The sequence below is a fragment of the Ruegeria sp. BC8 genome, assembly GCF_056535705.1.
This window is the reverse complement of the sequence record NZ_JBQFIV010000001.1, coordinates 1527707-1554099: the sequence shown is the minus strand read 5'-3', so window position 1 is coordinate 1554099 and position 26393 is coordinate 1527707. Positions and strand designations below refer to the sequence as shown.

Below are 26393 nucleotides of genomic sequence, written 5' to 3'. Positions count from 1 at the left end.
ACTCAGGACCTCGACATGACCCCAGGCGCGCGCGTTCAGGCCGCTATCGAAATCCTAGACGATTTTCTGGGCGGAACTCCCGCCGAGAAAGCGTTGACGGGTTGGGCGCGGCGCAGCCGTTTTGCGGGATCGAAGGACAGGGCGGCGATCCGCGACCATGTCTTTGACGCGCTTCGGCATCTTCGGTCTTTCGCTGCGATCGGCGGTGCAAGGACCGGGCGAGGCCTGATGTTGGGCGCTCTGCGGTCCCGGGGCCAGGACCCGGTCGATCTGTTCAACGGAGTTGGTCACGCCCCAGACCCCGTCACGGCGGACGAGGTCGGACGTCCATTCGAAACGGAAGCCGAACAGTTTGACATACCCGAGTGGCTTTGGCCGGTGTTCGAGCGGTCGCTTGGTGAAAGTGCCGGAGAAGCCGCCGCCGCGCTGCAATCACGCGCTCCGGTTCACCTGCGCGTCAATCTGGCCCGCACGAGCATGCAAGAGGCAGTGGATGCGCTGGCGCGGGAAGGGATTTCCACTGCGCCGCACCCGGCTTGCGAGACGGCGCTTGAAGTTGTCGATGGTGCCCGGAAGGTTTCGCAATCCCAAAGCTATCGTGACGGCTTGGTCGAGTTGCAGGATGCGGCGAGCCAGGCTGTCGTTGCTGCATTGAACCTAAGACCCGGCATGAGGGTTCTGGATTATTGTGCCGGGGGTGGCGGCAAGGCGTTGGCCATGGCCGCCTCTGGCGGTGTCGAAGTCTTCGCCCATGACGCCAACCCCGGGCGCATGCGTGACCTTCCTGACCGAGCACGACGGGCGGGAGCGCGCATTACGATCCTGTCCACAGATGACCTGGAAAAACTCGGCCCGTTTGACGTGGTGCTGACTGACGCCCCCTGTTCCGGGAGCGGCTCGTGGCGGCGCGCACCCGCGGGCAAATGGGCATTGACGCCCGAGCAATTGACCCAGTTGCCTCAGACACAATTGTCCATTCTGGACGCAGCCGCACCCCTCGTCTGTGATGACGGTGTATTGGCCTACGCCACCTGTTCGATGCTGGATGTCGAAAACAGAGGAGTCATAGACACGTTCCTGTCGTCGCATCCGGAATGGCAATGCATGTTCAGCCGATTGTGGCAGGTTGTACACGGCACCGACGGCTTCTATTCCGCCCACTTGACGCGACGCTGATACGCTGAAAACAACTTAAAGGGGAATATCCGCTGGATTCCTTAAGCGGATATTAACTCTTTGTGCCACGATATGCCGTGGATTGATTTTGAATCGAGTTGTTGATGACCGAAGTCGCTCAATTTACGCCAAGCTTGACCGGGCGACATTTTCCGAGCTGGTCGCGGGCCATTTCTCTGGTCGGTGTCGCGCTTTTGTTGGTCATTCTCGCCCAACTCTTTCCGTTCTCACCTCAGTTGGTTTCGGGCCTGCTGGCGGTTGGAGGGTCTTTTCTGGCCGTTGGCGCGTTTGTTCTGTTGCGCGGATGGTTCTCGTACCGCGTTGACAAACAGGCGCAAACCATTCTCGCATCGTTTCTGGAAAAAGAGCCCGCCCCGGGTTTCATCACGGATGCCAACGGGCGGGTGCTGATCGTGAACTCCGCGGCGCGGGACAGGTTCAACGCCTCGACGGGCGCAAGGCTGGACATGTGTTTGCGGTCCGTTTTCGCCAATCCTGCGGCAATACTGGTTCGGATGCAGTCATTGGCGCAAGTCGAAGGGCGCGCGGCAGAAGACATCGTGACAAAGGGTACGACAATTCCAGTTCTGGCGATCGACCTTGGCGATGATCTGTACCTGTGGCGGATCAAGGCCTCGGGTCGGCAACCTTGGGCGTATACTTCGCTTCCGATCGTGACGCTCGGGCGAAATGACGTGGTCCTGAACATGAATGCTGCGGCCGAGGCGATGCTCCGAGGCAGCGAGGTTGGTGCGGCCGAGGCTCTGACGCCGGAGGTCATATCCGGTGAAACGGTTCTGCGCCTGCCTGCTCAAGAAGGTTCGCGGCGGGTATTCGTGTGCGAGGTTCAAAAAACCAGCGCGGGCCGGGACATAGCGCTGGTCGTGCTTGACGACGTGCCTGTAGATCAGTGGACCACGACTTTCGCCGACGTCCCGGTGCCCATGATGCACCTCGCTCCGGGCGGAGAGATTCTGGATGCCAATCGATTGGCGCGCAAGCTGATCGGTGATGTTGAACCTGGTCAGACCAATATCGACACGATTCTGAGCGGATTGGGGCATCCCTTGCGGGACTGGCTGCTTCAGGTCGCCGCGTGCGATGGGCCACCACGTTCCGAATTCCTGCGGCTGGGTGGAAAGGACCGAGAGGTCTTCGTACAACTGACCTTGACCCGCATCGTCAAGAACGGTGAGGTGCGCCTTGTTGCCGTGCTGAACGACGCGACCGAACTCAAGACTCTGGAGGCTCAGTTCGTCCAAGGGCAAAAGATGCAGGCGGTCGGGCAGCTGGCAGGCGGTGTGGCGCATGATTTCAACAACCTACTGACCGCCATTTCCGGACATTGCGACCTGCTGCTGCTGCGCCATGATCAAAGTGATCCGAACTACGGCGATCTCGTCCAGATAAACCAGAATGCCAACCGGGCCGCTGCGTTGGTCAGCCAGTTGCTGGCCTTTTCCCGAAAACAGACTCTGCGACCCGAAGTACTGGATCTGCGCGATACCATTTCCGACCTGATCCACTTGTTGAACCGCCTGGTGGGCGAGAAGGTCAAGCTGATCCTCAGTCATGATCCGGTTCTCAAGCCCGTTCGCGCAGACAAGAGGCAGTTGGAACAGGTCATCATGAACCTGGTGGTGAACGCGCGCGATGCGATGCCCGACGGCGGAGAAATCCGTATCGAAACCGAGGTGTTTTCTTTGACCGAGCCGCTGATGCGGGACAGGGCGACGGTTCCGGTGGGTGAATATGTTTCGGTCAAGGTCATCGACAGTGGCGTCGGTATTCCGTCAGACAAGCTGCAGAAGATTTTCGAACCCTTCTACACGACCAAACGGACAGGCGAGGGGACCGGGCTGGGTTTGTCGACGGTCTATGGCATCGTCAAGCAAACCGGCGGCTTCATCTTCGTGGACAGCGCCGAAGGGCGTGGGACCGAATTCAACGTCATGCTGCCGGTCTGCTTGGCACGGGACACCGAGGTTGCGATCGAACTGCCGGCACAACCGGAACCGAACGCGCATCAAGGCGAAGGTGTCGTTTTGCTGGTCGAGGATGAGGCGCCGGTACGCGCCTTTGCCACACGTGCCTTGCGCCTCAAGGGCTATACCGTCTTTGAGGCGGGCTCGGCCGAGGACGCGTTGCGCATTCTCGAGGATCAGAACCTGCGCGTCGACGTCTTCGTCACGGACGTGGTCATGCCCGGAATGGATGGTCCAACCTGGGTTGCCAAGGCGCTGGAAAGCCGGCCCGATGTGCGGGTGGTCTTCATGTCGGGCTATACCGAAGGCGCGTTTGGCGATGCTGGGCCGGAGATCAGACACTCGACCTTCCTGCCCAAGCCCTTTTCACTGACACAATTGACCGAGGCGGTGTTTCAGCACCTCAATTAACGCGCCTGCTGATGCAGACGAAACTCGGCGGCATGAGCCTTGCGGAATGTATCCAAGGTCTGGTCCGAAAGTATCAGTTCCCGCTTGGGCGATACATTTTCGCGGGTCAGATCGATCCGGGCGTTCAGTCGATCTTGAAGGAAGTTCAGAATCTCGTCCTGGTGTTCGTAGCGAAAGATATGCGAAGCACCGGCGCCGTTGCTGCGGGTCCGGAAGAATTCAGTTTGGCTGCCGACATCGGCAAACGCGGGACGGGGCGACTGCATATAAGCTTGGACAAACTTGTCGAAAGACATGCCGTCGGTCGAATGCGGGTGGCCCGTCAATTCGGTGCGCGTCCTGTACCGATACCAGCTGCCCAGCCAATCGACGGGTTCGCGCACGACGGCCATGATTTCCATTTCCGTGTCGTACATCTTGCGGAAAATGTTCTGGAAGAAACGGTCGTAGCGACGCACCGGCGCATGTTTCAGATCCGGTGGACCCGACACCACGATATCCGCCCGGTCCCGCAACGCGACCTGATAGGCGGTGCTTCCGGTTTTGGGCAGGGACAGAAGCGCAAGGCGTTCCTTGAAGAAGATCAGCATTTCATGTCTTTCCTGCGCCGAAGGCTGTCGTGCCACATGATTGTCCGCCCCGGCGGCCGAGGTCAATTGCTTCCGCACAAAATCGCCAGCCTGTGCAAGCAAAGTTTCATTGCAAAGACAGAGCCTTGGGCATGATTGAGAAGTTTCGAGGTCTGAGTAAACGACTCTTTAACCTCTTCATCGAAAGGTAAGGAAAGAAAGTTTTTGTTGAAATGTTCTCTTTTTGATCTCATAAGGAACAAGAGGCGAACAAAGCAGCGATTGCCGCCCGGTGATGGGTGTGACAAAAGGGAAGGCGACAGGACAATGGCGGATCTTCTGACAATGAACGACAAGAAAAACCCCGACAAGCAAAAGGCGCTGGACAGCGCGTTGGCGCAGATCGAGCGGCAGTTCGGCAAGGGCTCGATCATGAAACTGGGCGATGGTGCCCGGCAGGAGATCGAGGCCAGTTCGACCGGGTCGCTTGGGCTGGATATCGCCCTTGGCATCGGCGGACTTCCGATGGGTCGGATTGTCGAAATCTACGGCCCGGAGAGCTCGGGCAAGACGACCCTGACCCTGCATTGTATCGCCGAGCAGCAGAAACGCGGCGGCGTCTGTGCATTCGTCGATGCGGAACATGCGCTGGACCCGCAATACGCCCGCAAGCTGGGGGTGGATCTGGACGAACTGCTGATCTCGCAGCCCGATACGGGTGAACAGGCGCTGGAAATCACCGATACGCTGGTGCGTTCCGGGGCGGTCAACATGGTCGTGGTGGACTCGGTGGCGGCGCTGACGCCGAAATCCGAGCTGGAAGGCGACATGGGCGACAGCAACGTGGGTGTGCAGGCCCGGCTGATGAGCCAGGCGATGCGCAAACTGACCGGCTCGATCGCCCGCAGCAACTGCATGGTGATTTTCATCAACCAGATCCGCATGAAGATCGGCGTCATGTTCGGCAGCCCGGAAACTACGACCGGGGGCAACGCCCTGAAATTCTACAGCTCGGTCCGTCTGGACATCCGCCGCATCGGCGCGATCAAGGACCGCGATGAGGTGGTCGGTAACCAGACCCGCGTGAAGGTGGTCAAGAACAAGGTGGCCCCGCCGTTCAAGCAGGTGGAGTTCGACATCATGTATGGTGAGGGCATCAGCAAGATGGGCGAACTGCTGGATCTAGGCGTCAAAGCCGGTGTGGTCGAAAAGTCCGGCTCGTGGTTCAGCTATGGGGATGAGCGGATCGGGCAGGGGCGTGAAAACGCCAAGCAATACCTGCGGGACAACAGTCGGGTTGCGCTGGAAATCGAGGATAAGATCCGTGCCGCGCACGGACTTGATTTCGACATGCCGCCTGCGGCGGATGAGGATGATATTCTCGAAGCCTGATCGGAAGAGCCGAGAGAACACTGGCAAGGTGATCCTTCGGGTTCACCTTGTTTCGTTTGCGGTGCAGCAATCCTGTGGACTATCGGCGGGCAGGGGGCTAAACCGTCGCGATAGATCATGAATGCGCGCTGAGAGAGCCCAATGCCCACGCTGAACGATATCCGCTCAACCTTTCTGAACTACTTTGCCAAACAAGGGCACGAAGTGGTCGCGTCGAGCCCGCTTGTGCCGCGCAACGACCCGACGCTGATGTTCGTTAACTCGGGCATGGTGCAGTTCAAGAACCTGTTCACCGGCCTTGAGACCCGCGACTACACACGTGCTACCACGGCGCAGAAATGCGTGCGCGCCGGCGGCAAGCACAACGACCTGGACAATGTCGGTTACACGGCCCGCCACCACACGTTCTTCGAGATGCTGGGCAACTTCTCGTTCGGCGATTATTTCAAATCGGAAGCGATTCCGTTCGCTTGGGAGTTGATCACCAAGGAGTTCGGGATCGACAAGAACCGTCTGCTGACGACGGTCTATCATACCGATGACGAGGCGTTTGAAATCTGGAAGAAAGTCGGCGTTCCCGAGGACCGGATCATCCGCATCGCCACCAGCGACAATTTCTGGCAAATGGGCCCGACCGGTCCCTGCGGCCCCTGTACCGAGATCTTCTATGATCATGGCGACCACATCTGGGGCGGACCTCCGGGATCGGCCGAGGAAGACGGTGACCGGTTCATCGAGATCTGGAATATCGTTTTCATGCAGAACGAGCAGTTCGAGGACGGCTCGATGCGTGAACTGGACATGCAGTCGATCGATACCGGCATGGGTCTGGAACGGATCGGCGCGTTGCTGCAGGGCAGCCATGACAACTATGACACCGACCTTTTCAAGACACTGATCGAGGCCTCGGCCGAAGTCACGCATGTGGACCCCTACGGCGATCAGAATGTGCACCATCGGGTAATTGCCGACCACTTGCGGTCGACCTCTTTCCTGATTGCTGACGGGGTCATGCCCTCGAATGATGGTCGCGGTTATGTCCTGCGCCGGATCATGCGCCGGGCCATGCGCCACGCGCATCTTCTGGGCGCCAAGGATCCGGTCATGCACAAACTTGTTCCGACACTGGTTCAATTGATGGGCGCGCAGTATTCCGAGCTGGGTCGTGCTCAGGCTCTGATCGAAGAGACGTTGTTGTTGGAGGAAACCCGGTTCAAGCAGACGTTGGACCGGGGGCTCAAGCTGCTGGATGACGAAGTGGCGGGCCTGCCGGACGGGGCGCCGCTGCCCGGGGATGCCGCTTTCAAGCTGTATGACACCTATGGCTTCCCGCTTGACCTGACCCAGGATGCCCTGCGCGAAAAAGGTCGGACGGTTGATACCGATGGGTTCGACACCGCCATGGCCGAGCAGAAGGCGAAGGCGCGCGCCGCCTGGGCTGGTTCGGGCGAGGCAGCAGATCAGGCGGTCTGGTTCGACATACTGGACGCAAGCGGTGCGACCGATTTTCTGGGCTACGAAACGGAAATGGCTGAGGGCCAGGTTGTGGCCCTGGTGGTCGACGGTGACCTTGTAGACCGTATCGAGCAGGGCGGATCCGGCTGGGTGGTCGTAAACCAGACACCCTTCTACGGCGAGGCGGGTGGCCAAGTTGGCGATTCCGGCAGCATCCGCCGTCTTGAAGATCGCACCCAGAGCGCGACGGTCGAAGACACCCGGAAGTTCGCGGATGGCAAGGTCTATGCACACAAGATCGTCGTGGACAGCGGTGCGATCGCCAAAGGAGATGCCGTCGAGCTCGAAGTTGATCACAACCGGCGTTCGGCCATCCGAGCGAACCACTCGGCGACCCACCTGCTGCACGAAGCGCTGCGAGAAACCCTTGGCGATCATGTTGCACAGCGCGGATCGTTGAATGCTGCCGACCGTCTGCGGTTTGATTTCAGCCACGCCAAAGCGCTGACACAGGCTGAGTTGCAGACCGTGGAACGCGAGGTGAATGAGTTCATTCGTCAGAACTCGACGGTCGAAACCCGTATCATGACCCCGGACGATGCCCGCGCCTTGGGGGCACAGGCGTTGTTCGGTGAGAAATACGGCGACGAAGTCCGGGTCGTCTCGATGGGCAAGGCCCAGACCGGCAAGGGCCACGACGGCCAAACCTGGTCGATCGAACTGTGTGGCGGTACGCATGTGCGCCAGACAGGAGATATCGGGACCTTTGTCATTCTGGGTGACAGTGCAAGCAGCGCGGGCGTGCGGCGGATCGAGGCTCTGACCGGGGACTCTGCATTGCGGTACTTGACCGAGCAGGATCGGCGGCTTGGCCAGATTGCTGCCGAGTTGAAGGCGCAGCCGGATGATGTCGTCGATCGCATCAAAGCTCTGCTGGACGAGCGCAAGTCGTTGCAGAACGAAGTGGCGCAACTGCGCCGCGATCTGGCGATGGCCGGTGGAGCCGGTCAAGGCGGCGGCGCGGAAGCCAAAGAGATCAACGGCGTCAAGTTCCTGGCACAGGCTCTGAATGGTGTGTCGGGCAAGGATCTGCCGGCCCTCATTGATGAGCACAAAGCGCGGCTGGGATCGGGCGCCGTTCTTCTGATCGCCGACACGGGCGGCAAGGCTGCAGTTGCTGCCGGTGTCACAAGCGACCTGACGCAGTCGATATCGGCCGTCGATCTGGTCAAGGCCGCCGTGCAGGAACTGGGCGGCAAGGGCGGCGGCGGGCGTCCCGACATGGCGCAGGGCGGTGGTCGCGATGCCGCCAACGCCGCGGCGGCCATCAAGGCCGCGGAAGAGGTTTTGGGAGGATAACATGCCAGCACTCTGGATTGCACATGTCACGGTTACTGATGCCGAAGCTTATGGCAAATACGCCGAGCTTGCCGGCCCGGCCATTTCCAAACATGGGGGCACGTTCATTGCCCGTGCAGGACGCTATGTCCAACTGGAAGGCAAAGAGCGGCCCCGCAATGTCGTGGCGAAGTTCCCGTCGGTTGAAGCCGCCGTCGCCTGTTACAACTCGGCTGAATACCAAGAAGCCCTGAGCCACGCCCGGGGCGCAAGCGAGCGCGAATTGCTGGTCGTCGAAACGACCGAGTGAGAATCAACCGGATCCGGTCTTGGATTGGCTCCGGAACCCGCTTTGGGTGACGCAACGTCAGCCAAAGTTGCGACGCCGATCCTGTAATTGGGCCGATAGTGTTCCGGTGATCACGTCCCGCAACAAAATTTCCCTCATACTTTCAATGGGTTGAGCTTTTTTGTGGCGGCGAAACTATGACGTTCTACCTCTAATTGTGTCAGGCTTCGCCATTTTCTTGCGCGGAAAAGGTCATATTGAGTTACGAATTTCCGCCGTTTTTTGCCGACAACCTGACCGAGGATTGCCAGAGCCAGTCTGTTAACGGATAGTTTCCAAAAGCAGAATATGGTCCTCAGAAGCGGCAGTCAGTCGAACGTATGGGATCGAGGGACAGGCATGAAACGGGTTTTGGACAGGCTCAACACAGTGGCAAGTCGCGCGGCCAGCAAGGCCACATTGGCTCTGGGTGTGTTGGGAGTGATCGGCGGTGCCGTTCTTGCGACAGGACAAGCCAGCGCTTCAGAGACAGCTTTCATTTCGGGGTTTTCGGCTTCGCCACCGCCGTCGGGCGCACGGACCTTGTGCCGCCAGTATGCTTGGGCTTGTGCGAACAAGAAGTCGGTTTCGCTGCCCAGCCATCAGGAATTGCGACTGGTCAAGCAAATCAATGCCCAGGTCAATGCGACAACGCGTGAGGTCACGGACCAAGTGCAGTACAAGACGCGGGAGCGTTGGGCCCTGCCAACATCGCGCGGCGGTGATTGCGAGGATTTTGCGCTGCTGAAAAAGCGTGACCTGATCAAGGCTGGAATTGATCCCAACAAGCTTTTGCTGGCGACCGTTTTGGACACCCGCCGCGGCCCTCACGCGGTTCTGGTTTACCGCTCCAATCAAGGTGATCTCGTGCTGGACAACCTGACCAATCGGATCAAACCCTGGTCGGCCACACGCTATTTGTTCCTGCGGATGCAGGACCCGAAACAGCCCCAGCGTTGGGTTGGGATCTACGGGCGAAGCTAAGAAGCAACAGCGAATTTGAGTTTCTTGAAGGCTCCAGCAAAAAAGGGCGATGAATTCATCGCCCTTTGTCATTTGTATGCCAGACTGCCACTCAAACGTGGCATCACGACCAAAGGCGGTTAGTCCTCGTCGTTGTTGGCGTTGTTGCCCTGACCAGGGCTTGCGCCTTCCGATCCATTTCCACCGCCATTATTGCCGTTAACGCCGCCGCCGTTACCGTTGCCATTGCCGCCGCTTGAGCCGCCGCTATCGCCGCCTCCGGATCCACCGTCACCTGAGCCGCCACCGTCGCCGGAGCCGCCACCGTCGCCGGAGCCGCCACCGTCGCCGGAGCCGCCACCGTCACCGGAGCCGCCACCGTCACCGGAGCCGCCACCGTCACCGGAGCCGCCACCGTCGCCGGAGCCGCCACCGTCGCCGGAGCCGCCACCGTCGCCGGAGCCGCCACCGTCGCCGGAGCCGCCACCGTCGCCGGAGCCGCCACCGTCGCCGGAGCCGCCACCGTCACCGGAGCCGCCACCGTCACCAGAGCCGCCACCATCACCGGAGCCACCGCTGGAGCTGCCGCCGCTCGAGCTGCCACCGCCGTCGCCGGACCCACCGCTGGAGCTGCCACCGCTTGAACTGCCACCACCATCGCCGGACCCGCCACTGGAGCTACCGCCACTGGAACTGCCACCGTCACCGGAACCGCCGCTTGAGCTGCCACCGCCATCACCGGACCCACCGCTGGAGCTGCCACCACTGGAGCTACCGCCTGAACCTCCCGGAGGTGCCGCCGGTGGAGGATTGCCACCACTGGAACCGCCTCCACTGGAGCTGCCACCGCTGGAGCTACCGCCGCTGGAGCTACCACCGCCTGAGCTCCCGCTCTGTTCCGAAGGGCCGTCGCCGGATCTTTGATCAACCGTACCAATCGACGCGGTCGGGAAATCCGTCAGTACGGCCGCAAAGGCAGGACAGGTCTGCAAAGTGCGGGCAAGAATATCTTCGAAATCGGCACGACGCTGGATGTAACGCAGCATCCGTGCATCCACGACCGTACAGGCACACAGGGTTTCTGTGGAAACCGACTGCCGGGCTGTCTGGATCGTACACTTGTCCGCGGCGACAACAGGTCCGCCGGACATCAGAGGCAATGAAGCTGAAGCAAATACTATTGTCAGTAGACGGGATTTGATGCGCATATCGCGCCTCCTTAAACTCGTTAAACTCATCACCGAACAACCTGGCGATGACACACTTTGAACACAAATACACCCCTATCACGGCGCATTTTCAAGGGCAACACCGCGATAGCGATGCGGAATTAACTCATCTTATGGACGAAATTGCAGGTAAAACAAAAGGGAAGCCATGAACCATTCATGGCTTCCCTGAGAAAACACCGCTTCAGATGGACGCAAAAATGTCACATTCGCGCCATTGTTTCCGACCCGTTCAAAATCGAACGGACCGAAGTCAGGCTGACTTGGCCATGCGCTTGCGTTCGTGCGGGTCAAGGAACCGCTTTCGCAGCCGGATCGCGTTCGGAGTTACTTCGACCAGCTCATCGTCATCGATGTAGGCGATTGCCTCCTCCAGCGAGAACTGGACATGCGGTGTCAGGCGAACGGCATCGTCCGAACCGCTGGCCCGCACGTTGGTCAGTTTCTTGCCTTTCAGCGGGTTCACCTCAAGGTCATTGTCCCGCGAGTGTTCGCCGATGATCATGCCCTGGTACACATCGGTCTGGGGGCCGACGAACATCCGCCCACGCTCCTCCAGGTTCCACAGCGCATATGCGACGGCCTGGCCGTTCTCCATCGAGATCAGAACGCCGGCGCGGCGGCCGGGGATCGGGCCCTTGTGCGGTGCCCAGCCCTGGAAAACGCGGTTCAGAACGCCGGTGCCGCGGGTGTCGGTCAGGAATTCACCGTGATAGCCAATCAGACCGCGCGACGGCACATGCGCGATAATGCGGGTTTTGCCAACGCCTGCGGGGCGCATCTCAACCAACTCGCCCTTGCGCGCGCCTGTCACCTTTTCGATGACTGCGCCCGAGAATTCGTCATCCACGTCGATGGTGACTTCCTCGATAGGCTCCAGGCGTTGGCCGTCTTCCTCGCGGAACAGAACCTGCGGACGCGAGATGCTGAGTTCGAACCCTTCGCGACGCATGTTCTCGATCAGAACGCCCATCTGCAATTCACCGCGGCCCGCGACCTCGAAGGCTTCGCCGCCGGGGGTGTCCGTGATCTGGATGGCCACGTTCGATTCGGCCTCTTTCATCAGGCGGTCGCGGATGACGCGCGACTGGACCTTCTTGCCGTCCCGCCCCGCCAGCGGCGAGTCGTTGATGCCGAAGGTCACCGTGATGGTCGGCGGGTCGATCGGCTGGGCGGGCAGGGCCTCATCCACCTGGGGCGCCACCAGCGAATCCGCCACGGTGGCCTTGCTCATGCCTGCGATGGTTACGATGTCGCCCGCTTCGGCGACGTCGATCGGTTGCTGGCTGAGACCACGGAAGGCCAGGATCTTGGTGGCCCGGAAATTCTCGATCAGCTTGCCGTCACGGCTGAGCGCTTTGAGGCTGTCACCCGCTTTGAGCGTGCCGCTTTCCACACGGCCGGTCAGAATGCGACCGATGAACGGGTCGCTGCCCAGCGTGGTCGCCAACATGCGGAAGGGTTCATCCTTGCGCTCAGCTTGTTTGGGGGCGGGAACGTGGTCGACTACCAGATCGAACAGGGCGGACAGGTCCTTGCGTGGGCCGTCCAGTTCCATGTCGGCCCAGCCCGACCGCCCCGAGGCATACATGGCGGGGAAATCCAACTGGTCATCGTCGGCGCCGAGGTTGGCGAACAGGTCAAAGCACTCGTCCAGCGCGCGGTCGGGCTCGGCATCAGGCTTGTCGACCTTGTTCAGCACCACGATCGGACGCAGACCCAGCGCCAGCGCCTTCGAGGTCACGAATTTCGTCTGGGGCATCGGGCCTTCGGCGGCATCGACCAGCAGCACGACGCCGTCAACCATGCTGAGAATACGCTCGACCTCGCCGCCGAAATCGGCGTGGCCGGGGGTGTCAACGATGTTGATGCGCGTGCCTTTCCACTCGACACTGGTGGCTTTGGCCAGAATGGTGATGCCGCGTTCACGTTCGAGATCGTTGCTGTCCATGGCGCGCTCGGCCACGGCCTGGTTTTCCCGGAATGCACCGGATTGTTTCAGTAGCTCGTCCACCAGGGTCGTTTTGCCGTGGTCCACGTGAGCGATGATTGCGATGTTGCGCAGGTCCATGAGGTCAGCCTTTGAACGGGAAGTTGCCGCGCGCATAACGCGGCGCGGCACAAGTTACCAGCCCTAACGCGCGATCAGTGGCCCGCAGTCTGCGAAAAGAGGTGGATGACCAGAATGCCGCCTAGAATCATCGCAAGGCCCAGAACCGCGGGCCAGTCCAGCCGTTGGCCAAAAACCACAAAGCCGATCAGCGCAATCAGAGCGATGCCAAGCCCGGACCAGATTGCATAAACGATGCCGACGGGCATTACCTTCAGCGTCAGCGCCATCAGGTAAAAGGCAAACCCATAGCCCACCACCACCAGCACCGAGGGCCAGAACCGGGTGAATTGCTGGCTGGCCTGCAGTGCGGTCGTTCCGATTGTCTCGGCAATAACAGCGAGAAGGAGGATCAGGTAGGCTTGGGGCATGGTTCTTGAACCCTTGATGCATCTGCTGCGACGTTGAGCACAGAACTCAGAAACGGCGCAAGGAAATTCAGGCAGTCGCCCCTTTCGTTGGTTCACCTAGGGTCAGGTAAACCCGACTATGGCAAGGCCGTAAAGCGTGTAGACTAATACACGTTTTCGATTACTTTTTTAACGAGTGTGTTTCATGACGACATTTGCAAAAACGGTCGTATTTGCTTCGGCAATAATCGTGGCGATTGGGTGGCTTGCTGACGGGGGGTCCGTCGATACTGACGCAGCCAAATTGGTTGATAGGTCAAGCGCAACAACAGTTTGAACGCCACGAATGAAACGAAAAAGGAGCCCGCGGGCTCCTTTTTTGTGCGCCTATTGCTTTTCGATCGCCTTCACCTTGGACCGGTGATCCGACAGCCTCTTGATCAGGAATTGCCGCGCCTTGCGCTCGGCCAACCGGACGCGGATTTCGGTAAGGAAAGCCTCCTCAAGCGATTGGGAGGCTGCGCCCAGCACGTCACCGACTTCGACGTAGAACCGATCCTGGCCGGTTTCGTCCATGACCTTCATCGTATCCTCGGCCAGTTTCGCCGCGAGAATGGTGATGGTGTCGGACATCAGCGTGTGTTCTCGGTCAGGCGGCGTTTGACGTAGTCGGTCACGTTGGTCATCAGCGTATCCATGTGCTCACCCTGGAAGAAGTGGTCGGCTCCTTCAACCTCGGTATGGGTGATGGTGATACCCTTCTGTTCGTGCAGTTTTCCGACCAGTGCGGTGGTGTCCGCCGGCGGTGCTACACGGTCGGCCGTCCCGTTGATGATCAGCCCGGACGAGGGGCAGGGGGCAAGGAACGAAAAATCATACATGTTCGCGGGCGGCGACACGCTGATGAAGCCGGTGATCTCGGGGCGACGCATCAGCAACTGCATGCCGATCCAGGCTCCGAACGAAAAGCCTGCAACCCAGCAATGTTTCGAGTTGTTGTTCATCGACTGCAGATAGTCCAACGCCGATGCCGCGTCGCTGAGTTCTCCGACTCCCTGGTCATACTCGCCCTGGCTGCGGCCGACGCCCCGGAAATTGAAGCGCAGGACCGTAAAACCCATGTTGTAGAACGCGTAGTGCAGGTTGTAGACGACCTTGTTGTTCATGGTCCCGCCGAACTGGGGGTGCGGGTGCAGCACGATGGCGATCGGTGCGTCTTTTTCCTTTTGGGGGTGGTAACGGCCTTCCAGTCGGCCTTCAGGTCCGGGAAAAATCACCTCGGGCATGTGTGCGGTTGTCCTGTCTTTTTCTCGCGGGCGCCGGGATATACTTGACGGTTATCGTCAGGCACCTTAGAACGGTTCTAATTGAGTATCGCAGCGTGAACACGCTGTCAGTCGGAGATACGCACTGACCGCGGCGACGTCAATGTTTTCACGCGGTTCAAGCCACGAGGATCGAAGAATGAAGCTGTCAACCAAGGGCCGTTACGCGATGGTGGCGTTGGCGGACATAGCGCTTCAACCCGCCGACACGCTGGTGACCCTGGGAGAGATTTCCGAGCGTCAGGACATTTCGCTGCCCTATCTGGAGCAGCTGTTCGTCAAGCTGCGCCGTGCCGATCTGGTTGCATCGGTGCGCGGGCCGGGCGGCGGCTATCGTTTGGCGCGGCCGGCGTCGGAGATCCGCGTGGTCGAGATTCTGTCAGCCGTGGATGAAACAGTTGATGCCATGCACAAGGGGGCCGGGGCTTCGGGGGGATCCTCGGGCAGCCGGGCGCAGTCGCTGACCAACCGCCTGTGGGAAAGTCTCAGCGCGCATGTCTACGTGTTCCTGCACCAGACACGCTTGTCCGATGTGATCCAGAACGACCTTGCGCCGTGTCCAGCGGTGCCTGGGCTGTTCTCGGTCGTGGATGATTGACCGGTGAGCGGATCGGGTCTCTCGAAGGGTGTGGCTGTGGATGAAAAGGTGAGTCCATGAAACGTGTTTACCTGGATCACAACGCCACGACCCGGCTGCGCCCCGAGGCGCGCGACGCGATGATCGCGGCGATGGAGGTCTGCGGGAACCCCTCCTCGGTCCATGCTGAGGGGCGAGCGGCCAAGGCTGTCATCGAAAAGGCGCGTGCGCAGGTGGCCGCGGCCTTTGGGGCGGATGGGGCCGATATCGTGTTCACATCCGGGTCGACCGAAGGCGCGGCGCTGGCCTTGGAAGGGCGCAACCTGCATGGCGCGGCGATCGAACATGATGCCGTAAGGGCCTGGACTGTCGAGGATTTGCCGGTTTCGCACCAAGGCGCTGTCGCCGTAGCCGACCCGGACCGGTCCACGTTGCAACTCGCCAATTCTGAAACCGGGATCATTCAGGCCTTGCCCAAGGGTCTAGCCGTCACCGATGCCACGCAGGCGTTCGGGAAACTGCCGATCGCCTTCAACTGGCTGGATGTGCAGATGGCGTTGGTCTCGGCGCACAAGCTGGGCGGGCCAAAGGGTGTGGGTGCCGTGGTGATGAAACGCGGCACGGATCTGGAGGCCCGGATCAAGGGCGGTGGCCAGGAAATGGGGCGCCGGTCGGGGACGGAAAATGTCATTGGAATCGCTGGGTTCGGCGCTGCGGCTGAAGCGGCGGCGCGGGATCTGGCAAACGGAGTTTGGGAAAAGGTTGCAGAGCTTAGAAATATTCTAGAAAAGGCCCTTGAGGCTGGTTCTAAATCTACTATTTTTGTCGGGAAAGATCAGGATCGGTTGCCCAACACCCTGTGCTTTGCGACGCCCGGCTGGAAGGGCGAAACGCAGGTGATGCAGATGGATCTGTCGGGCTTTGCGATCAGCGCCGGTTCGGCCTGCTCCAGCGGCAAGGTGAGGGCAAGCGCGGTACTGACCGCGATGGGATATGACGAGGCCACGGCGGCCAGCGCGGTACGCGTTTCGCTGGGCCCCGAGACGAGTGAAGAAGACGTGCTGCGTTTCGCCGAGACGTGGCTGGAAAAAGAGAAAAAGCATCGCGCGCGGGCCGCGTGATCTGACGGAGGGTGGAACATGGCCGCTTTGGACCAGACCCAGGTAAAAGAAGGTGTCGATCAGGAAACCGTTGACGCGGTGCGCGAGGTCGGGACCTACAAATACGGGTGGGATACGGATATCGAGATGGAGTACGCGCCCAAGGGCGTGAACCCCGATATCGTCAAGCTGATCTCGGAAAAGAACGAAGAGCCCGAGTGGATGACCGAATGGCGTCTGAAAGCCTTCGAGCGTTGGACCCAGATGGAAGAGCCAAAATGGGCCATGGTCCACTATCCTGAAATCGATTTTCAGGACCAGTATTACTATGCCCGGCCCAAGTCGATGGAGACCAAGCCCAAGTCTCTGGACGAGGTCGATCCGAAACTGCTGGCCACTTACGAGAAGCTCGGTATCCCGCTGAAAGAACAGATGATTCTGGCCGGCGTGGAAGGGGCCGAGGATGCCCCGGCCGAGGGCCGCAAGGTCGCGGTGGATGCGGTGTTCGACTCGGTTTCGGTTGGCACGACCTTCCAAGCCGAGCTGAAGAAGGCCGGCGTCATCTTCTGCTCGATCTCCGAGGCGATCAAGGAACACCCTGAACTGGTCAAGAAATACCTGGGCTCGGTGGTTCCGGTGTCGGACAATTTCTATGCCACGCTGAACTCGGCCGTGTTCTCGGACGGCTCGTTCGTCTATGTGCCGCCCGGCGTGCGCTGCCCGATGGAGTTGAGCACCTATTTCCGCATCAACGCGGAAAACACGGGCCAATTCGAGCGGACTCTGATCATCGCCGACAAGGGCTCGTACGTGTCCTATCTGGAAGGCTGCACCGCGCCGCAGCGTGATACCGCGCAGCTGCATGCCGCAGTGGTCGAGATCATCGTCGAGGAAGACGCCGAGGTGAAATACTCGACCGTCCAGAACTGGTTCCCGGGCGATGAGAACGGCAAAGGCGGCATCTACAACTTCGTGACCAAGCGCGCGGATTGCCGGGGCGACCGGTCCAAGGTGATGTGGACGCAGGTCGAGACCGGCAGTGCCGTGACCTGGAAATACCCGTCCTGCATCCTGCGGGGTGATGACAGCCAAGGCGAGTTCTACTCGATCGCCATCACCAACAATATGCAGCAGGCCGATACCGGCACCAAGATGATCCATTTGGGCAAGAACACCAAGTCGCGCATCGTGTCCAAGGGCATCAGCGCGGGCAAGGCCCAGAACACCTATCGCGGGCTGGTGTCGATGCACCCCAAGGCCAAGAACAGCCGCAACTATACCCAGTGCGACAGCCTGCTGATCGGCGACAAATGCGGGGCGCATACCGTTCCGTATATCGAGGTCAAGAACAACAGCAGTCGGGTCGAGCACGAGGCTACCACCTCGAAGGTCGATGAGGATCAGCTGTTCTATTGCCGCCAGCGCGGCATGGACGAGGAAGAAGCCGTGGCGCTGGTGGTCAACGGGTTCTGCAAGGACGTGCTGCAGGCGCTGCCGATGGAGTTCGCCATGGAAGCCCAGCAGCTGGTCGCGATCTCGCTGGAAGGCTCGGTCGGCTGATGGCCCGCTCGCCGCGCACCCGCAGGGATGATGTCCTGACCGCGGCGTCTTATGCGCTGCCGGTTCTGGGCGGCTTGCTGGGCGTGGCCTATGTCAACGTCAACTACACCGATTTCATCAACCCGGTCTGGGCAATCGGCGGCGGGGCGGTCCTGGGATGGATCGCGGCGCGGCTGCTGCGCAGGGTGCTGGGATAGGAACAGACCGGGGCCGGCGCGTCCCGACGATACGCAAAAGGACAAAACATGCTGGAAATCAAGAACCTGCACGTCAAACTTGAGGAAGAGGAAAAGCAGATCCTCAAGGGCGTGGACCTGACGGTCGAGGCCGGGAAGGTACACGCGATCATGGGGCCGAACGGCTCGGGCAAGTCGACGCTCAGCTATGTGCTGTCGGGCCGTGACGGGTATGAGGTCACCGAGGGTTCGGCGACTCTGGATGGCGCGGACCTGCTGGAGATGGAGCCGGAAGAGCGTGCCGCCGCCGGTCTGTTTCTGGCGTTCCAGTACCCGGTCGAGATCCCGGGCGTGGGCAACATGACCTTTCTGCGGACCGCCGTGAACGCCCAGCGCAAGGCGCGCGGCGAAGAAGAACTGTCGGCCGCGGATTTCCTCAAGCTGGTGCGCGAAAAGGCCAAGTCACTGAAAATCGACGCCGACATGCTGAAGCGCCCCGTAAACGTTGGTTTCTCGGGTGGCGAGAAGAAGCGCAACGAAATCCTGCAGATGGCGATGCTCGAGCCCAAGATGTGCATCCTGGACGAGACCGACTCGGGCCTTGACGTGGATGCCATGAAGCTGGTGGCCGAGGGCGTGAACGCGCTGCGCGACGAAGGCCGCGGGTTCCTGGTGATCACCCACTATCAGCGTCTGCTGGACCACATCAAACCCGACGTGGTGCACATCATGGCCGATGGCCGGATCGTCAAGACCGGCGGGCCCGAGCTGGCGCTGGAAGTCGAAAACAACGGTTACGCCGACATTCTTGCCGAGGTGAACTGATGGCCTTGCCCGACGTGAAACAATCCGCGACCGAAGCGCGGCTGGCCACGCTGCGCATGCCCGAAGCCGGCTGCACCCGCGACGCACGCGAGGCGGCCCTGGCCCGGCTGCGCGCCATGGGTTTGCCCGGGCGGCGCGACGAGTATTGGAAATACACGCGTCCCGATACGCTTACCTCGCCCGAGGCCCCAACGGCCGAGGTATTCCACACCGACGAACCGATGGTCTTTGACGGGTTCGACCGCCTTAAAATCGTCTTCGTCGATGGCGTGTTCAGCCCCGAGGACAGCGATGACCTGACGCTGGAAGGCGTGAGCATCGACCGGCTCGAGGATATCTGCTGCAAGGACATCCACTGGGCCAAGCAACTGTACGGCGTGCTCGAGGAGCGGGGCCAGACCCCGGTTCAACGCCCGCTGGCGGCGCTGAACACCGCCTTTGCGCAGGACGGCGTGGCGATCCATGTGACCGGCAACCCGTCCAAGCCGATCAGTCTGATCTATCGCCACGACTCCGAGACCTCGGACGCGATCCTGCACCACGTGATCCGCGTGGAAAGCGGCGCCGAGGTGACGATTCTCGAGAATGGCCCGGCGGCCTCGCGGTTCAACAAGTGCATCGAGATCGACATCGCCGATGGCGGCACGCTGCACCATGTCCGGGCGCAGGGCAGGGACCATCAGCGCCGTGCCGCGACGCATATGTTCACCCGGTTGGGCAAGGACTCCGTCTACAAGTCTTTCACCCTGACCGTGAATGGTGTGCTGACGCGCAATGAACAGGTGGTCGAGCTAACCGGCGACGATGCGGTGGCGCATGTGGCCGGCGCCTGCGTGGGCGATGGCGACTTCCACCATGACGACACGGTGTTCATCACCCATGACGCGGTGAACTGCGAAAGCCGTCAGGTGTTCAAGAAGGTTCTGCGCAACGGCGCGACCGGCGTGTTCCAAGGCAAGATCCTGGTCAAGGAAGGCGCTCAGAAGACCGATGGCTACCAGATCAGCCAGTCTTTGCTGCTGGATGACGACAGTCAGTTCCTGGCCAAGCCCGAGCTTGAGATCTATGCCGACGACGTGGCCTGCTCGCACGGGTCGACCTCGGGTGCCATCGACGAGACCGCGATGTTCTACCTGCGCTCGCGCGGGGTTCCGGCCAAGGAAGCGACCAACATGCTGACGCTGGCCTTTTTGGCAGAAGCCGTGGAAGAGATCGAAGACGAAGCGCTGGCCGAGGACATCGTCTCGCGGCTGGAAGGCTGGTTGGCGCGGCACAGCTGATGCCGGTGACCACCGATATCGTCGCCTCCTATCGCGGGCCCGGTCGAGTTGTGCGTCGACTTCTGGACATGGGCCCGCGCGAAGACCGCGCGCTGGCCTTTGTCATGGCGTTCTGTGTGATTGGCTTTATCGCACAGTTGCCGGGCCTTGCGCGCCGTGCCCATCTTGAGGGGCTGGACCTGAACATGCTGATGGGTGGGGCCCTGTTGGGGTCGGTCTTCATTCTACCGTTGCTGTTTTACGTCCTTGCATGGGGGACTCACCTGATTTCTCGCATGTTCGGCGGTGCAACCACGTCCTATCAGGCGCGGCTTGCGCTGTTCTGGGCTCTGCTCGCCTCATCACCGCTGGTGTTGTTGAACGGGCTGGTGGCTGGTTTCATCGGTCCGGGCCCTGTCCAGACACTGACCGGAGCCCTTTGGGTTGCGGTATTCGTCTGGTTCTGGTTTTCCGGGTTTTCTCAAACACGAAGGGCGCGGGCATGAACGCCGCATTTCTGGGACATCTGGCCGTTCTGACATTGGCAAATCCGGCCGAGGCGGCAAGGCGTCTGTTGGCCGGAGTACCCGGTCGGGATGTGCTTTGGACAGCGCTGGCATTGGTCGTTGTCCTGAACGCTTTGTCTCAATCACTATCGACCCTTGTGTTTCCGGCGCTTGATCCATCGCTGGATATGGCGTTTGAACCGGTCGTGCAGTCGTTGGCGACTTCGGCCGGAGCCGTTCTCTTGGGCATCTTCGCGTTTCATTTTGTCGGCAGGATGATTGGCGGCACCGGCAGCCTGGACGGTATGATGCTGCTGATGGTCTGGCTGCAATTCCTGCAGATTCTGGGCCAATTGATCATCTTCGTCATGGTGATGATTGCGCCGACTATGTTCCTGATCCTCGTATTGGGGATGAGCCTGTACAGCCTCTACATCAGCCTGCATTTCATCAATCAGGCGCACCATTTCGACTCGCTGGGCAAATCCTTTGTGGTCATCCTCATCTCGGGATTGCTGGCGATACCTTTCGTCCTGTTGATGACCCCAAGCGGGCCTGTTTAGGGAATTCGATCATGTATGACGTCCAGAAAATCCGCGCCGATTTCCCGATGCTCTCGCGTGAGGTGAACGGGAAACCCCTGACCTATCTCGACAACGGGGCCTCGGCGCAGAAACCTCAGGTGGTGATAGATGCGGTTACCAATGCCTATGCGCACGAGTATTCGAACGTGCATCGCGGATTGCACTACCTGTCGAACCTAGCGACCGAAAAATACGAATCCGTGCGCGGGACCGTCGCCCGGTTTTTGAATGTCGCGAATGAGGATGAGATCGTCCTGAATTCCGGGACGACCGAGGGGATCAACCTTGTCGCATATGGATGGGCCATGCCACGGATGCAGGCCGGTGACGAAATTGTTCTGAGCGTCATGGAGCATCATGCCAACATCGTACCCTGGCATTTCCTGCGCGAACGCCAGGGCGTCGTTCTGAAATGGGTGGACGTGGATGCAAGTGGTGCGCTGGATCCGCAGGCCGTGATCGACGCCATCGGGCCCAAGACCAAACTGGTGGCGGTGACCCAGTGTTCCAACGTTCTGGGTACCGTGGTTGACGTAAAGGCGATCACCGAAGGCGCCCATGCCAAAGGCGTGCCTGTGCTGGTCGACGGAAGCCAAGGCGCGGTTCACATGCCGGTGGATCTGCAGGATATCGGGTGTGATTTCTATGCTATCACCGGGCACAAGCTGTACGGCCCCTCGGGATCTGGCGCCATTTTCATCAAGTCCGAACGGATGGCGGAAATGCGCCCCTTCATCGGCGGTGGAGACATGATCAAGGAGGTCTCGAAGGAGACGGTGATCTACAACGATCCGCCGATGAAATTCGAAGCCGGCACTCCGGGTATCGTCCAGACGATCGGCATGGGCGTTGCGCTGGACTACATGATGGGTTTGGGGATGGACAACATCGCGGCCCATGAGGCGGGCTTGCGCGACTATGCAATGCAGCGCCTGACCGGGCTGAACTGGCTGCAGGTTCAGGGGACGACGCCCGACAAGGCCGCTATCTTCAGCTTTACGCTGGATGGTGCGGGCCACGCGCACGATGTATCCACTATTCTCGACAAGAAGGGCGTCGCCGTTCGGGCGGGGCACCATTGCGCCGGACCGTTGATGGATCATCTCGGGGTTACGGCCACCTGCCGCGCGAGTTTTGGTCTGTACAACACCACCGATGAGGTCGACACGCTGATCGATGCGCTGGAACTGGCGCACGAATTGTTTGCCTGATTGTTCGTCGCTAAACCGAGTTCCGACATGCAAAATCCAGTTGCACCCGGATCGGAACAAGGTTAGCTAACGGCCAACGCACCTGTAGCTCAGCTGGATAGAGCGCTGCCCTCCGAAGGCAGAGGCCAGAGGTTCGAATCCTCTCAGGTGCGCCACTTTCTTCCAGAGTTTTAAGGCGTAGCGCTTCTACGCCTGTGTCCGTCATTGCCAGATGGGCGCTGCGCAGCAAAAAGCCCCGGGCAGTGATGCGCCGGGGCTTTTTGCGGGGTTGGTGAGTGGTAGTGAATTAGCCGCGCCAGGAGCGAACGTCGCCGCAATCCATGTGCACGAAATTTGATCCATAGTATTGGCCGACACCGCCGGCACGGCACGAAATGGCTGCCTTGGCCATCTGTGAGACCGAGCGGGAGGCAAGCCGCAGGTCCGCAGCCTGACCTTTAACGTGGAGAGAGTTCTTGGCGACACCGCGCGACCGACGGCGCAGCATGGCGTTGGTCTGCGGAGAGCGGTAGCCCGACAACAGCATGTAGGGCTCGTTCACATCCAGCAGGTTGTGGGCCGCGGCCATGATGTCGATCGTGCGCAGATCCATGTCCTTTGACTGATCGGTGCGCCAGTCACGCATGAAGTGGTTGATTTCCTTGACCGCGTCTTTGACGTATTTACCATCGACCCAGTAGATCATGTCCAAGCGCTCGCCGGTGCGACCCGAATACATACGGATCCTGCGGATGTCTCCACCCCCGCGAAGGAAGCCTGCTGCGTTTGAGTAGGTTGGTGCTGCAACAACTGCCGTTGCCGCGAATGCGCCCAATAGGGCACGCCGGGTCATCCCCGAGGTACTGCTCTTGGTCATAGCGTGTTTCGTCCCGTACAGTTCCTGCCTGCACACGATGTTACGTGCGCTTTCTTAATTCTTTCCCATCCCAGATGCGGATTTTATGCCACAGAGGGATTCTTGCGCCAAGTGATCTTTTGGTCTTGTGCTTTCTTACGGGGAATTTTCGGCGAAAATCTGCGCAAGTGACAAAAAATGTGGCGAACAGGCCTGAATCCCTTTCGTTTTTTTTCAGACGATGCAAACGCGCATCAGGGGGCCAGCGGTGTGATGTGCTGTTGGAAATGTGAGTGGACAATCCCCCGAGGCGTGAAACATAATTGTCGGGCGCAAAAACTAGTGTTCCAAGTTATTGAAAACCAAGGCTATCCCATGAATTCTGTCCGTCGGACCTGTGCGATTTTTCTGTTTGCCGCCAGCATCGCCGTGTCGGCCACATCCGTTCAGGCGGCTCCGACCCAGGCTGAGAGCTTCGCGTTTCGGATGGCTGTCGCGGAAAGCGCAGGGACAACCCCGGAAATCGCGTCCTTTTATCGAGAACAGGAATTCGCGCCGATTTGGGTCGGTCCTACCTCTGATCACGCGGCGCGTCGGTCGGCACTTATCAAAGCATTGTCCCATGCTCAGATGCATGGGCTTCCGGCCGAACGATATGACGTTGATGGCCTGATGGCGAAGATGCAGAGCGCTCGGTCAAACCGCGATCTCGGGGCGCTTGAGGCTGCGCTGAGCGAGGCGTTTGTCCGCTATGCGCAGGATATTCAGTCCGGGCTGCTGCGCCCGGCTCAGATCGACGCCGGCCTCGTGCGTGCGGTCGAACGGAAGCCAGCCTCGGATCATCTTGCGGCGATGATGAAATCCACCGACGGCTCTTATCTCGCGCAGCTTCCGCCGCAGTCCAGCCAGTACCGGGCGCTGCTCAAGCAGAAGATGGCGCTGCAGTCACTGAACGAACATGGCGAATGGGGGCCGACCGTTCCAACCGGAAAATACGAGCGCGGCGATACGGGGCTGAGCGTCATAAAGCTGCGTAACCGTCTGGTTGCGATGGGGTTCCTCAAGCCCACGGCCAGCCCGGAATATGACGACTCCATGGTGGCAGCGGTGCAAGCCTTCCAACGCGCCCATGGACTTGAACCAGATGGTGTCGCCGGCCAGGGAACGATTGCCGAAATCAACCGGTCACCTTCTGACCGACTCAAGGCGGTGATGGTTGCGATGGAACGTGAACGCTGGCTCCCTCGCGAGAGGGGTGCACGGCATGTTCTGGTCAATCAGGCCGACTTTTCCGCGAAAATCGTCGACGATGGTCGGGTGACATTTGAAACACGTGCGGTGATCGGCAAAAACACCAGCGATCGTCAAAGCCCCGAGTTTTCGGATGTGATGGAGCACATGGTGATCAATCCCAGCTGGCATGTGCCGCGCTCGATCATCACCAAGGAATACCTGCCGAAGTTGCGGGCCAACCCCAATGCCGTCCGGCATCTTGAGATCACCGATCGGCGTGGACGGCAGGTGAACCGCAATGCGGTGGACTTCAACCAGTTCACGGCTCGCAGCTTCCCGTTTGCGATGCGCCAGCCTCCTGGGCAAAGCAACGCTCTGGGGCTGGTCAAGTTCATGTTCCCCAACAAGTACAACATCTATCTGCACGACACCCCGCAAAAGAGCCTGTTCGCACGCGAAGTGCGCGCCTTCTCTCACGGGTGCATTCGTTTGGCGCAACCTTTTGATTTCGCCTATGCTTTGCTGGCAAAACAGGAAGAGGACCCCAAGGCCTTTTTCCACAGGGTGCTGGGTACCGGACGTGAAACCAAGGTTGACCTCAAACAGCCGGTTCCGGTTCATCTGATTTACCGCACCGCGTTCGTCGGGCCGAAGGGCGACGTGCAGTATCGTCGCGATGTCTACGGGCGGGATCAGAAGATTTGGGATGCCCTGCAAAAAGCAGGGGTGGCCCTGCCGAACGTTCAGGGGTAAGCACAGGGCGCAAAATCCTGCGACAAGGAAGCCCGCGATGCAGTTCACCTTACAGCAAATCGCCGATGCTCTGGGGGCGCCGGCCGAGGGAAACACCAGCCTGACGATTCTGAGGGCGGCCGAGCCCAAGGATGCTGGTCCGACCGATTTGGCTATGGCGATGGCTCCGAAATACGCCGAGGCGCTTGCTGAGGGTCAGGCGCGCTGTGCCGTTCTGTGGGAGGGTGCCGACTGGCGCGCACTGGGTCTGGAGGGCGCCGTGTTCGTCGGCCGCCCCCGTATGGCAATGGCCGGAATTACCACGATGTTGGACCGGGGGCAGGGTGTCGCGCCCGGGATCCATCCTTCGGCGGTCGTGGACCCGACGGCCGAGATCGCCGGAGATGTGTCCATCGGGCCTCTGGCCGTTGTCGGCCCCCGGGCCCGCATCGGATCCGGAACGGTGATCGGCGCCCAGTGCCACGTTGGTATGGATGTCGTGTTGGGCCAGAACTGCCTGTTGCGCGAGATGGTCAGCATCGGCGCGCGTTCCATCATCGGCGATCGCTTTATTGCGCAACCCGGAGCCAGGATCGGCGGGGATGGGTTCAGCTTTGTCACGCCCGAGGTTTCTGGTGTGGAAAACGTGCGCAAGACCATGGGCGACGCCGGAGACGCCAAGGCGCAGAGTTGGTTGCGCATCCATTCTCTGGGTGCGGTCCAGATCGGCAATGATGTCGAGGTTGGCGCGAACTGCACCATCGACAACGGCACAATCCGCAACACCGTCATCGGAGACGGCTCCAAGTTGGACAACCTTGTTCATGTCGGGCACAACACCCAGGTCGGCAGAGACTGTCTGCTGTGCGGTCAAACCGGAGTGTCCGGTTCAGTCGAGATCGGCAACAACGTGGTTTTGGGTGGCCAGACCGGAGTCGTCGACAATATTTTCATCGGTGACGGCGTGATCGCGGGCGGCGGAACCAAGATACTTTCGAATGTCCCGGCAGGTCGTGTGATCATGGGCTATCCGGGCGTGAAAATGGAAACGCACACCGAAATCTACAAGGCGCAGCGTCGGCTTCCACGCATTGCCCGTGACGTAGAGGCGCTTAAAAAGACGGTTTTCAAACCCTCGTCGAGCGATTAAATCAACCGCAACGC

General features: G+C 60.1%; 24 protein-coding genes and 1 tRNA gene. 18 read left to right on the top strand and 7 right to left on the bottom strand.

Translation table 11 applies throughout. The features are described from left to right. The first annotated feature begins 15 nt into the window (after positions 1 to 15). Positions 16 to 1176 carry an RsmB/NOP family class I SAM-dependent RNA methyltransferase gene (locus tag ACR3EK_RS07910; protein WP_480633093.1) on the top strand — a complete coding sequence of 387 codons (1161 nt, stop codon included), beginning with the start codon at positions 16 to 18 and terminating at the stop codon, positions 1174 to 1176. Between the two features lie 104 nt (positions 1177 to 1280). After that, positions 1281 to 3572 (top strand): hybrid sensor histidine kinase/response regulator, encoded by a 2292-nt coding sequence (locus ACR3EK_RS07905; protein WP_480633092.1) that lies wholly within the window; start codon positions 1281 to 1283, stop codon positions 3570 to 3572. Here the strand turns inward: ACR3EK_RS07905 and ACR3EK_RS07900 are convergent. Further along, positions 3569 to 4162 carry a sulfotransferase family 2 domain-containing protein gene (locus ACR3EK_RS07900; protein WP_170580467.1) on the bottom strand — a complete coding sequence of 198 codons (594 nt, stop codon included), beginning with the start codon at positions 4160 to 4162 and terminating at the stop codon, positions 3569 to 3571. The genes ACR3EK_RS07905 and ACR3EK_RS07900 overlap by 4 nt on opposite strands. Positions 4163 to 4468: 306 nt before the next feature. Here ACR3EK_RS07900 and recA point away from each other — a divergent pair, with 306 nt between their 5' ends. The 4 genes from recA to ACR3EK_RS07880 all read left to right on the top strand — a co-directional run bounded on the left by recA (position 4469) and on the right by ACR3EK_RS07880 (position 9638). Beyond that, positions 4469 to 5533 carry a recombinase RecA gene (gene recA, locus ACR3EK_RS07895; protein WP_170339099.1) on the top strand — a complete coding sequence of 355 codons (1065 nt, stop codon included), beginning with the start codon at positions 4469 to 4471 and terminating at the stop codon, positions 5531 to 5533. Positions 5534 to 5674: 141 nt separating this feature from the next. Continuing rightward, positions 5675 to 8347, top strand: coding sequence for an alanine--tRNA ligase (gene alaS / locus ACR3EK_RS07890; RefSeq protein WP_480633091.1), 2673 nt, complete (start codon positions 5675 to 5677; stop codon positions 8345 to 8347). Between the two features lies 1 nt (position 8348). Continuing rightward, a complete protein-coding gene (locus ACR3EK_RS07885; RefSeq protein ID WP_093962104.1) occupies positions 8349 to 8636 on the top strand; it encodes a DUF1330 domain-containing protein in 288 nt (95 codons plus the stop codon). Positions 8637 to 9014: 378 nt separating this feature from the next. Beyond that, positions 9015 to 9638, top strand: coding sequence for a transglutaminase-like cysteine peptidase (locus ACR3EK_RS07880; RefSeq protein ID WP_170339104.1), 624 nt, complete (start codon positions 9015 to 9017; stop codon positions 9636 to 9638). A gap of 103 nt (positions 9639 to 9741) precedes the next feature. On the opposite strand, the gene ACR3EK_RS07875 is transcribed toward ACR3EK_RS07880, so the two are convergent. The 5 genes from ACR3EK_RS07875 to ACR3EK_RS07855 form a co-directional block, all read right to left on the bottom strand. Beyond that, positions 9742 to 10179, bottom strand: a complete 438-nt coding sequence (locus ACR3EK_RS07875) for a hypothetical protein (protein WP_480633090.1) — start codon at positions 10177 to 10179, stop codon at positions 9742 to 9744. Positions 10180 to 11099: 920 nt separating this feature from the next. Next, entirely contained in the window at positions 11100 to 12917 is a 1818-nt protein-coding gene (gene typA, locus ACR3EK_RS07870; RefSeq protein WP_480633089.1) for a translational GTPase TypA, read from the bottom strand. Between the two features lie 74 nt (positions 12918 to 12991). Then, positions 12992 to 13327 (bottom strand): DMT family transporter, encoded by a 336-nt coding sequence (locus ACR3EK_RS07865; RefSeq protein WP_093962101.1) that lies wholly within the window; start codon positions 13325 to 13327, stop codon positions 12992 to 12994. A gap of 366 nt (positions 13328 to 13693) precedes the next feature. Then, positions 13694 to 13939 carry a hypothetical protein gene (locus tag ACR3EK_RS07860; protein ID WP_093962100.1) on the bottom strand — a complete coding sequence of 82 codons (246 nt, stop codon included), beginning with the start codon at positions 13937 to 13939 and terminating at the stop codon, positions 13694 to 13696. After that, positions 13939 to 14592: an alpha/beta hydrolase gene (locus ACR3EK_RS07855; protein ID WP_093962099.1), complete on the bottom strand. Its 654-nt coding sequence runs from the start codon at positions 14590 to 14592 to the stop codon at positions 13939 to 13941. Before ACR3EK_RS07855 ends, ACR3EK_RS07860 begins: the two co-directional genes overlap by 1 nt. A 178-nt stretch (positions 14593 to 14770) precedes the next feature. Between ACR3EK_RS07855 and iscR the strand changes: the two genes are divergently transcribed. The 10 genes from iscR (at position 14771) to ACR3EK_RS07805 (ending at position 22584) form a co-directional block, all read left to right on the top strand. Next, positions 14771 to 15229 carry a Fe-S cluster assembly transcriptional regulator IscR gene (iscR, locus tag ACR3EK_RS07850; protein ID WP_093962098.1) on the top strand — a complete coding sequence of 153 codons (459 nt, stop codon included), beginning with the start codon at positions 14771 to 14773 and terminating at the stop codon, positions 15227 to 15229. Positions 15230 to 15285: 56 nt separating this feature from the next. Next, positions 15286 to 16329 carry a cysteine desulfurase family protein gene (locus ACR3EK_RS07845; RefSeq protein WP_480633088.1) on the top strand — a complete coding sequence of 348 codons (1044 nt, stop codon included), beginning with the start codon at positions 15286 to 15288 and terminating at the stop codon, positions 16327 to 16329. Positions 16330 to 16347: 18 nt separating this feature from the next. Further along, on the top strand, positions 16348 to 17868 hold the full coding sequence (gene sufB, locus ACR3EK_RS07840) for a Fe-S cluster assembly protein SufB (RefSeq protein WP_170459090.1): 1521 nt from the start codon (positions 16348 to 16350) through the stop codon (positions 17866 to 17868). After that, positions 17868 to 18065, top strand: coding sequence for a hypothetical protein (locus tag ACR3EK_RS07835; protein ID WP_170357889.1), 198 nt, complete (start codon positions 17868 to 17870; stop codon positions 18063 to 18065). Before sufB ends, ACR3EK_RS07835 begins: the two co-directional genes overlap by 1 nt. A gap of 48 nt (positions 18066 to 18113) precedes the next feature. Then, entirely contained in the window at positions 18114 to 18869 is a 756-nt protein-coding gene (gene sufC / locus ACR3EK_RS07830; protein ID WP_149774353.1) for a Fe-S cluster assembly ATPase SufC, read from the top strand. Continuing rightward, complete coding sequence (gene sufD, locus ACR3EK_RS07825; RefSeq protein WP_480633087.1) at positions 18869 to 20149, top strand: Fe-S cluster assembly protein SufD; 1281 nt, start codon at positions 18869 to 18871, stop codon at positions 20147 to 20149. Before sufC ends, sufD begins: the two co-directional genes overlap by 1 nt. Then, on the top strand, positions 20149 to 20634 hold the full coding sequence (locus ACR3EK_RS07820; protein WP_093962092.1) for a YIP1 family protein: 486 nt from the start codon (positions 20149 to 20151) through the stop codon (positions 20632 to 20634). Before sufD ends, ACR3EK_RS07820 begins: the two co-directional genes overlap by 1 nt. After that, positions 20631 to 21197 (top strand): Yip1 family protein, encoded by a 567-nt coding sequence (locus ACR3EK_RS07815; protein ID WP_093962091.1) that lies wholly within the window; start codon positions 20631 to 20633, stop codon positions 21195 to 21197. Before ACR3EK_RS07820 ends, ACR3EK_RS07815 begins: the two co-directional genes overlap by 4 nt. An 11-nt stretch (positions 21198 to 21208) precedes the next feature. Then, a complete protein-coding gene (locus tag ACR3EK_RS07810; protein ID WP_480633086.1) occupies positions 21209 to 22429 on the top strand; it encodes a cysteine desulfurase in 1221 nt (406 codons plus the stop codon). A gap of 78 nt (positions 22430 to 22507) precedes the next feature. Then, positions 22508 to 22584, top strand: a tRNA-Arg gene (locus ACR3EK_RS07805). Positions 22585 to 22715: 131 nt separating this feature from the next. Here the strand turns inward: ACR3EK_RS07805 and mepK are convergent. Then, positions 22716 to 23285, bottom strand: coding sequence for a peptidoglycan L,D-endopeptidase MepK (mepK, locus tag ACR3EK_RS07800; RefSeq protein WP_170338571.1), 570 nt, complete (start codon positions 23283 to 23285; stop codon positions 22716 to 22718). A 354-nt stretch (positions 23286 to 23639) separates the two neighbouring features. On the opposite strand from mepK, the gene ACR3EK_RS07795 reads away from it, so the two are divergent. Beyond that, positions 23640 to 25250 (top strand): L,D-transpeptidase family protein, encoded by a 1611-nt coding sequence (locus ACR3EK_RS07795; protein ID WP_480633085.1) that lies wholly within the window; start codon positions 23640 to 23642, stop codon positions 25248 to 25250. 37 nt (positions 25251 to 25287) lie between these two features. Next, positions 25288 to 26379 (top strand): UDP-3-O-(3-hydroxymyristoyl)glucosamine N-acyltransferase, encoded by a 1092-nt coding sequence (lpxD, locus tag ACR3EK_RS07790; RefSeq protein ID WP_480633084.1) that lies wholly within the window; start codon positions 25288 to 25290, stop codon positions 26377 to 26379. Positions 26380 to 26393 lie beyond the last annotated feature (14 nt).

Coding starts and splice junctions, on each gene's coding strand:
- ACR3EK_RS07910 (WP_480633093.1), top strand. CDS start 16: ATGACCCCAGGCGCGCGCGTTCAGGCCGCTATCGAAATCCTAGACGAT.
- ACR3EK_RS07905 (WP_480633092.1), top strand. CDS start 1,281: ATGACCGAAGTCGCTCAATTTACGCCAAGCTTGACCGGGCGACATTTT.
- ACR3EK_RS07900 (WP_170580467.1), bottom strand. CDS start 4,162: ATGCTGATCTTCTTCAAGGAACGCCTTGCGCTTCTGTCCCTGCCCAAA.
- recA (WP_170339099.1), top strand. CDS start 4,469: ATGGCGGATCTTCTGACAATGAACGACAAGAAAAACCCCGACAAGCAA.
- alaS (WP_480633091.1), top strand. CDS start 5,675: ATGCCCACGCTGAACGATATCCGCTCAACCTTTCTGAACTACTTTGCC.
- ACR3EK_RS07885 (WP_093962104.1), top strand. CDS start 8,349: ATGCCAGCACTCTGGATTGCACATGTCACGGTTACTGATGCCGAAGCT.
- ACR3EK_RS07880 (WP_170339104.1), top strand. CDS start 9,015: ATGAAACGGGTTTTGGACAGGCTCAACACAGTGGCAAGTCGCGCGGCC.
- ACR3EK_RS07875 (WP_480633090.1), bottom strand. CDS start 10,179: ATGGTGGCGGCTCTGGTGACGGTGGCGGCTCCGGTGACGGTGGCGGCT.
- typA (WP_480633089.1), bottom strand. CDS start 12,917: ATGGACCTGCGCAACATCGCAATCATCGCTCACGTGGACCACGGCAAA.
- ACR3EK_RS07865 (WP_093962101.1), bottom strand. CDS start 13,327: ATGCCCCAAGCCTACCTGATCCTCCTTCTCGCTGTTATTGCCGAGACA.
- ACR3EK_RS07860 (WP_093962100.1), bottom strand. CDS start 13,939: ATGTCCGACACCATCACCATTCTCGCGGCGAAACTGGCCGAGGATACG.
- ACR3EK_RS07855 (WP_093962099.1), bottom strand. CDS start 14,592: ATGCCCGAGGTGATTTTTCCCGGACCTGAAGGCCGACTGGAAGGCCGT.
- iscR (WP_093962098.1), top strand. CDS start 14,771: ATGAAGCTGTCAACCAAGGGCCGTTACGCGATGGTGGCGTTGGCGGAC.
- ACR3EK_RS07845 (WP_480633088.1), top strand. CDS start 15,286: ATGAAACGTGTTTACCTGGATCACAACGCCACGACCCGGCTGCGCCCC.
- sufB (WP_170459090.1), top strand. CDS start 16,348: ATGGCCGCTTTGGACCAGACCCAGGTAAAAGAAGGTGTCGATCAGGAA.
- ACR3EK_RS07835 (WP_170357889.1), top strand. CDS start 17,868: ATGGCCCGCTCGCCGCGCACCCGCAGGGATGATGTCCTGACCGCGGCG.
- sufC (WP_149774353.1), top strand. CDS start 18,114: ATGCTGGAAATCAAGAACCTGCACGTCAAACTTGAGGAAGAGGAAAAG.
- sufD (WP_480633087.1), top strand. CDS start 18,869: ATGGCCTTGCCCGACGTGAAACAATCCGCGACCGAAGCGCGGCTGGCC.
- ACR3EK_RS07820 (WP_093962092.1), top strand. CDS start 20,149: ATGCCGGTGACCACCGATATCGTCGCCTCCTATCGCGGGCCCGGTCGA.
- ACR3EK_RS07815 (WP_093962091.1), top strand. CDS start 20,631: ATGAACGCCGCATTTCTGGGACATCTGGCCGTTCTGACATTGGCAAAT.
- ACR3EK_RS07810 (WP_480633086.1), top strand. CDS start 21,209: ATGTATGACGTCCAGAAAATCCGCGCCGATTTCCCGATGCTCTCGCGT.
- mepK (WP_170338571.1), bottom strand. CDS start 23,285: ATGACCAAGAGCAGTACCTCGGGGATGACCCGGCGTGCCCTATTGGGC.
- ACR3EK_RS07795 (WP_480633085.1), top strand. CDS start 23,640: ATGAATTCTGTCCGTCGGACCTGTGCGATTTTTCTGTTTGCCGCCAGC.
- lpxD (WP_480633084.1), top strand. CDS start 25,288: ATGCAGTTCACCTTACAGCAAATCGCCGATGCTCTGGGGGCGCCGGCC.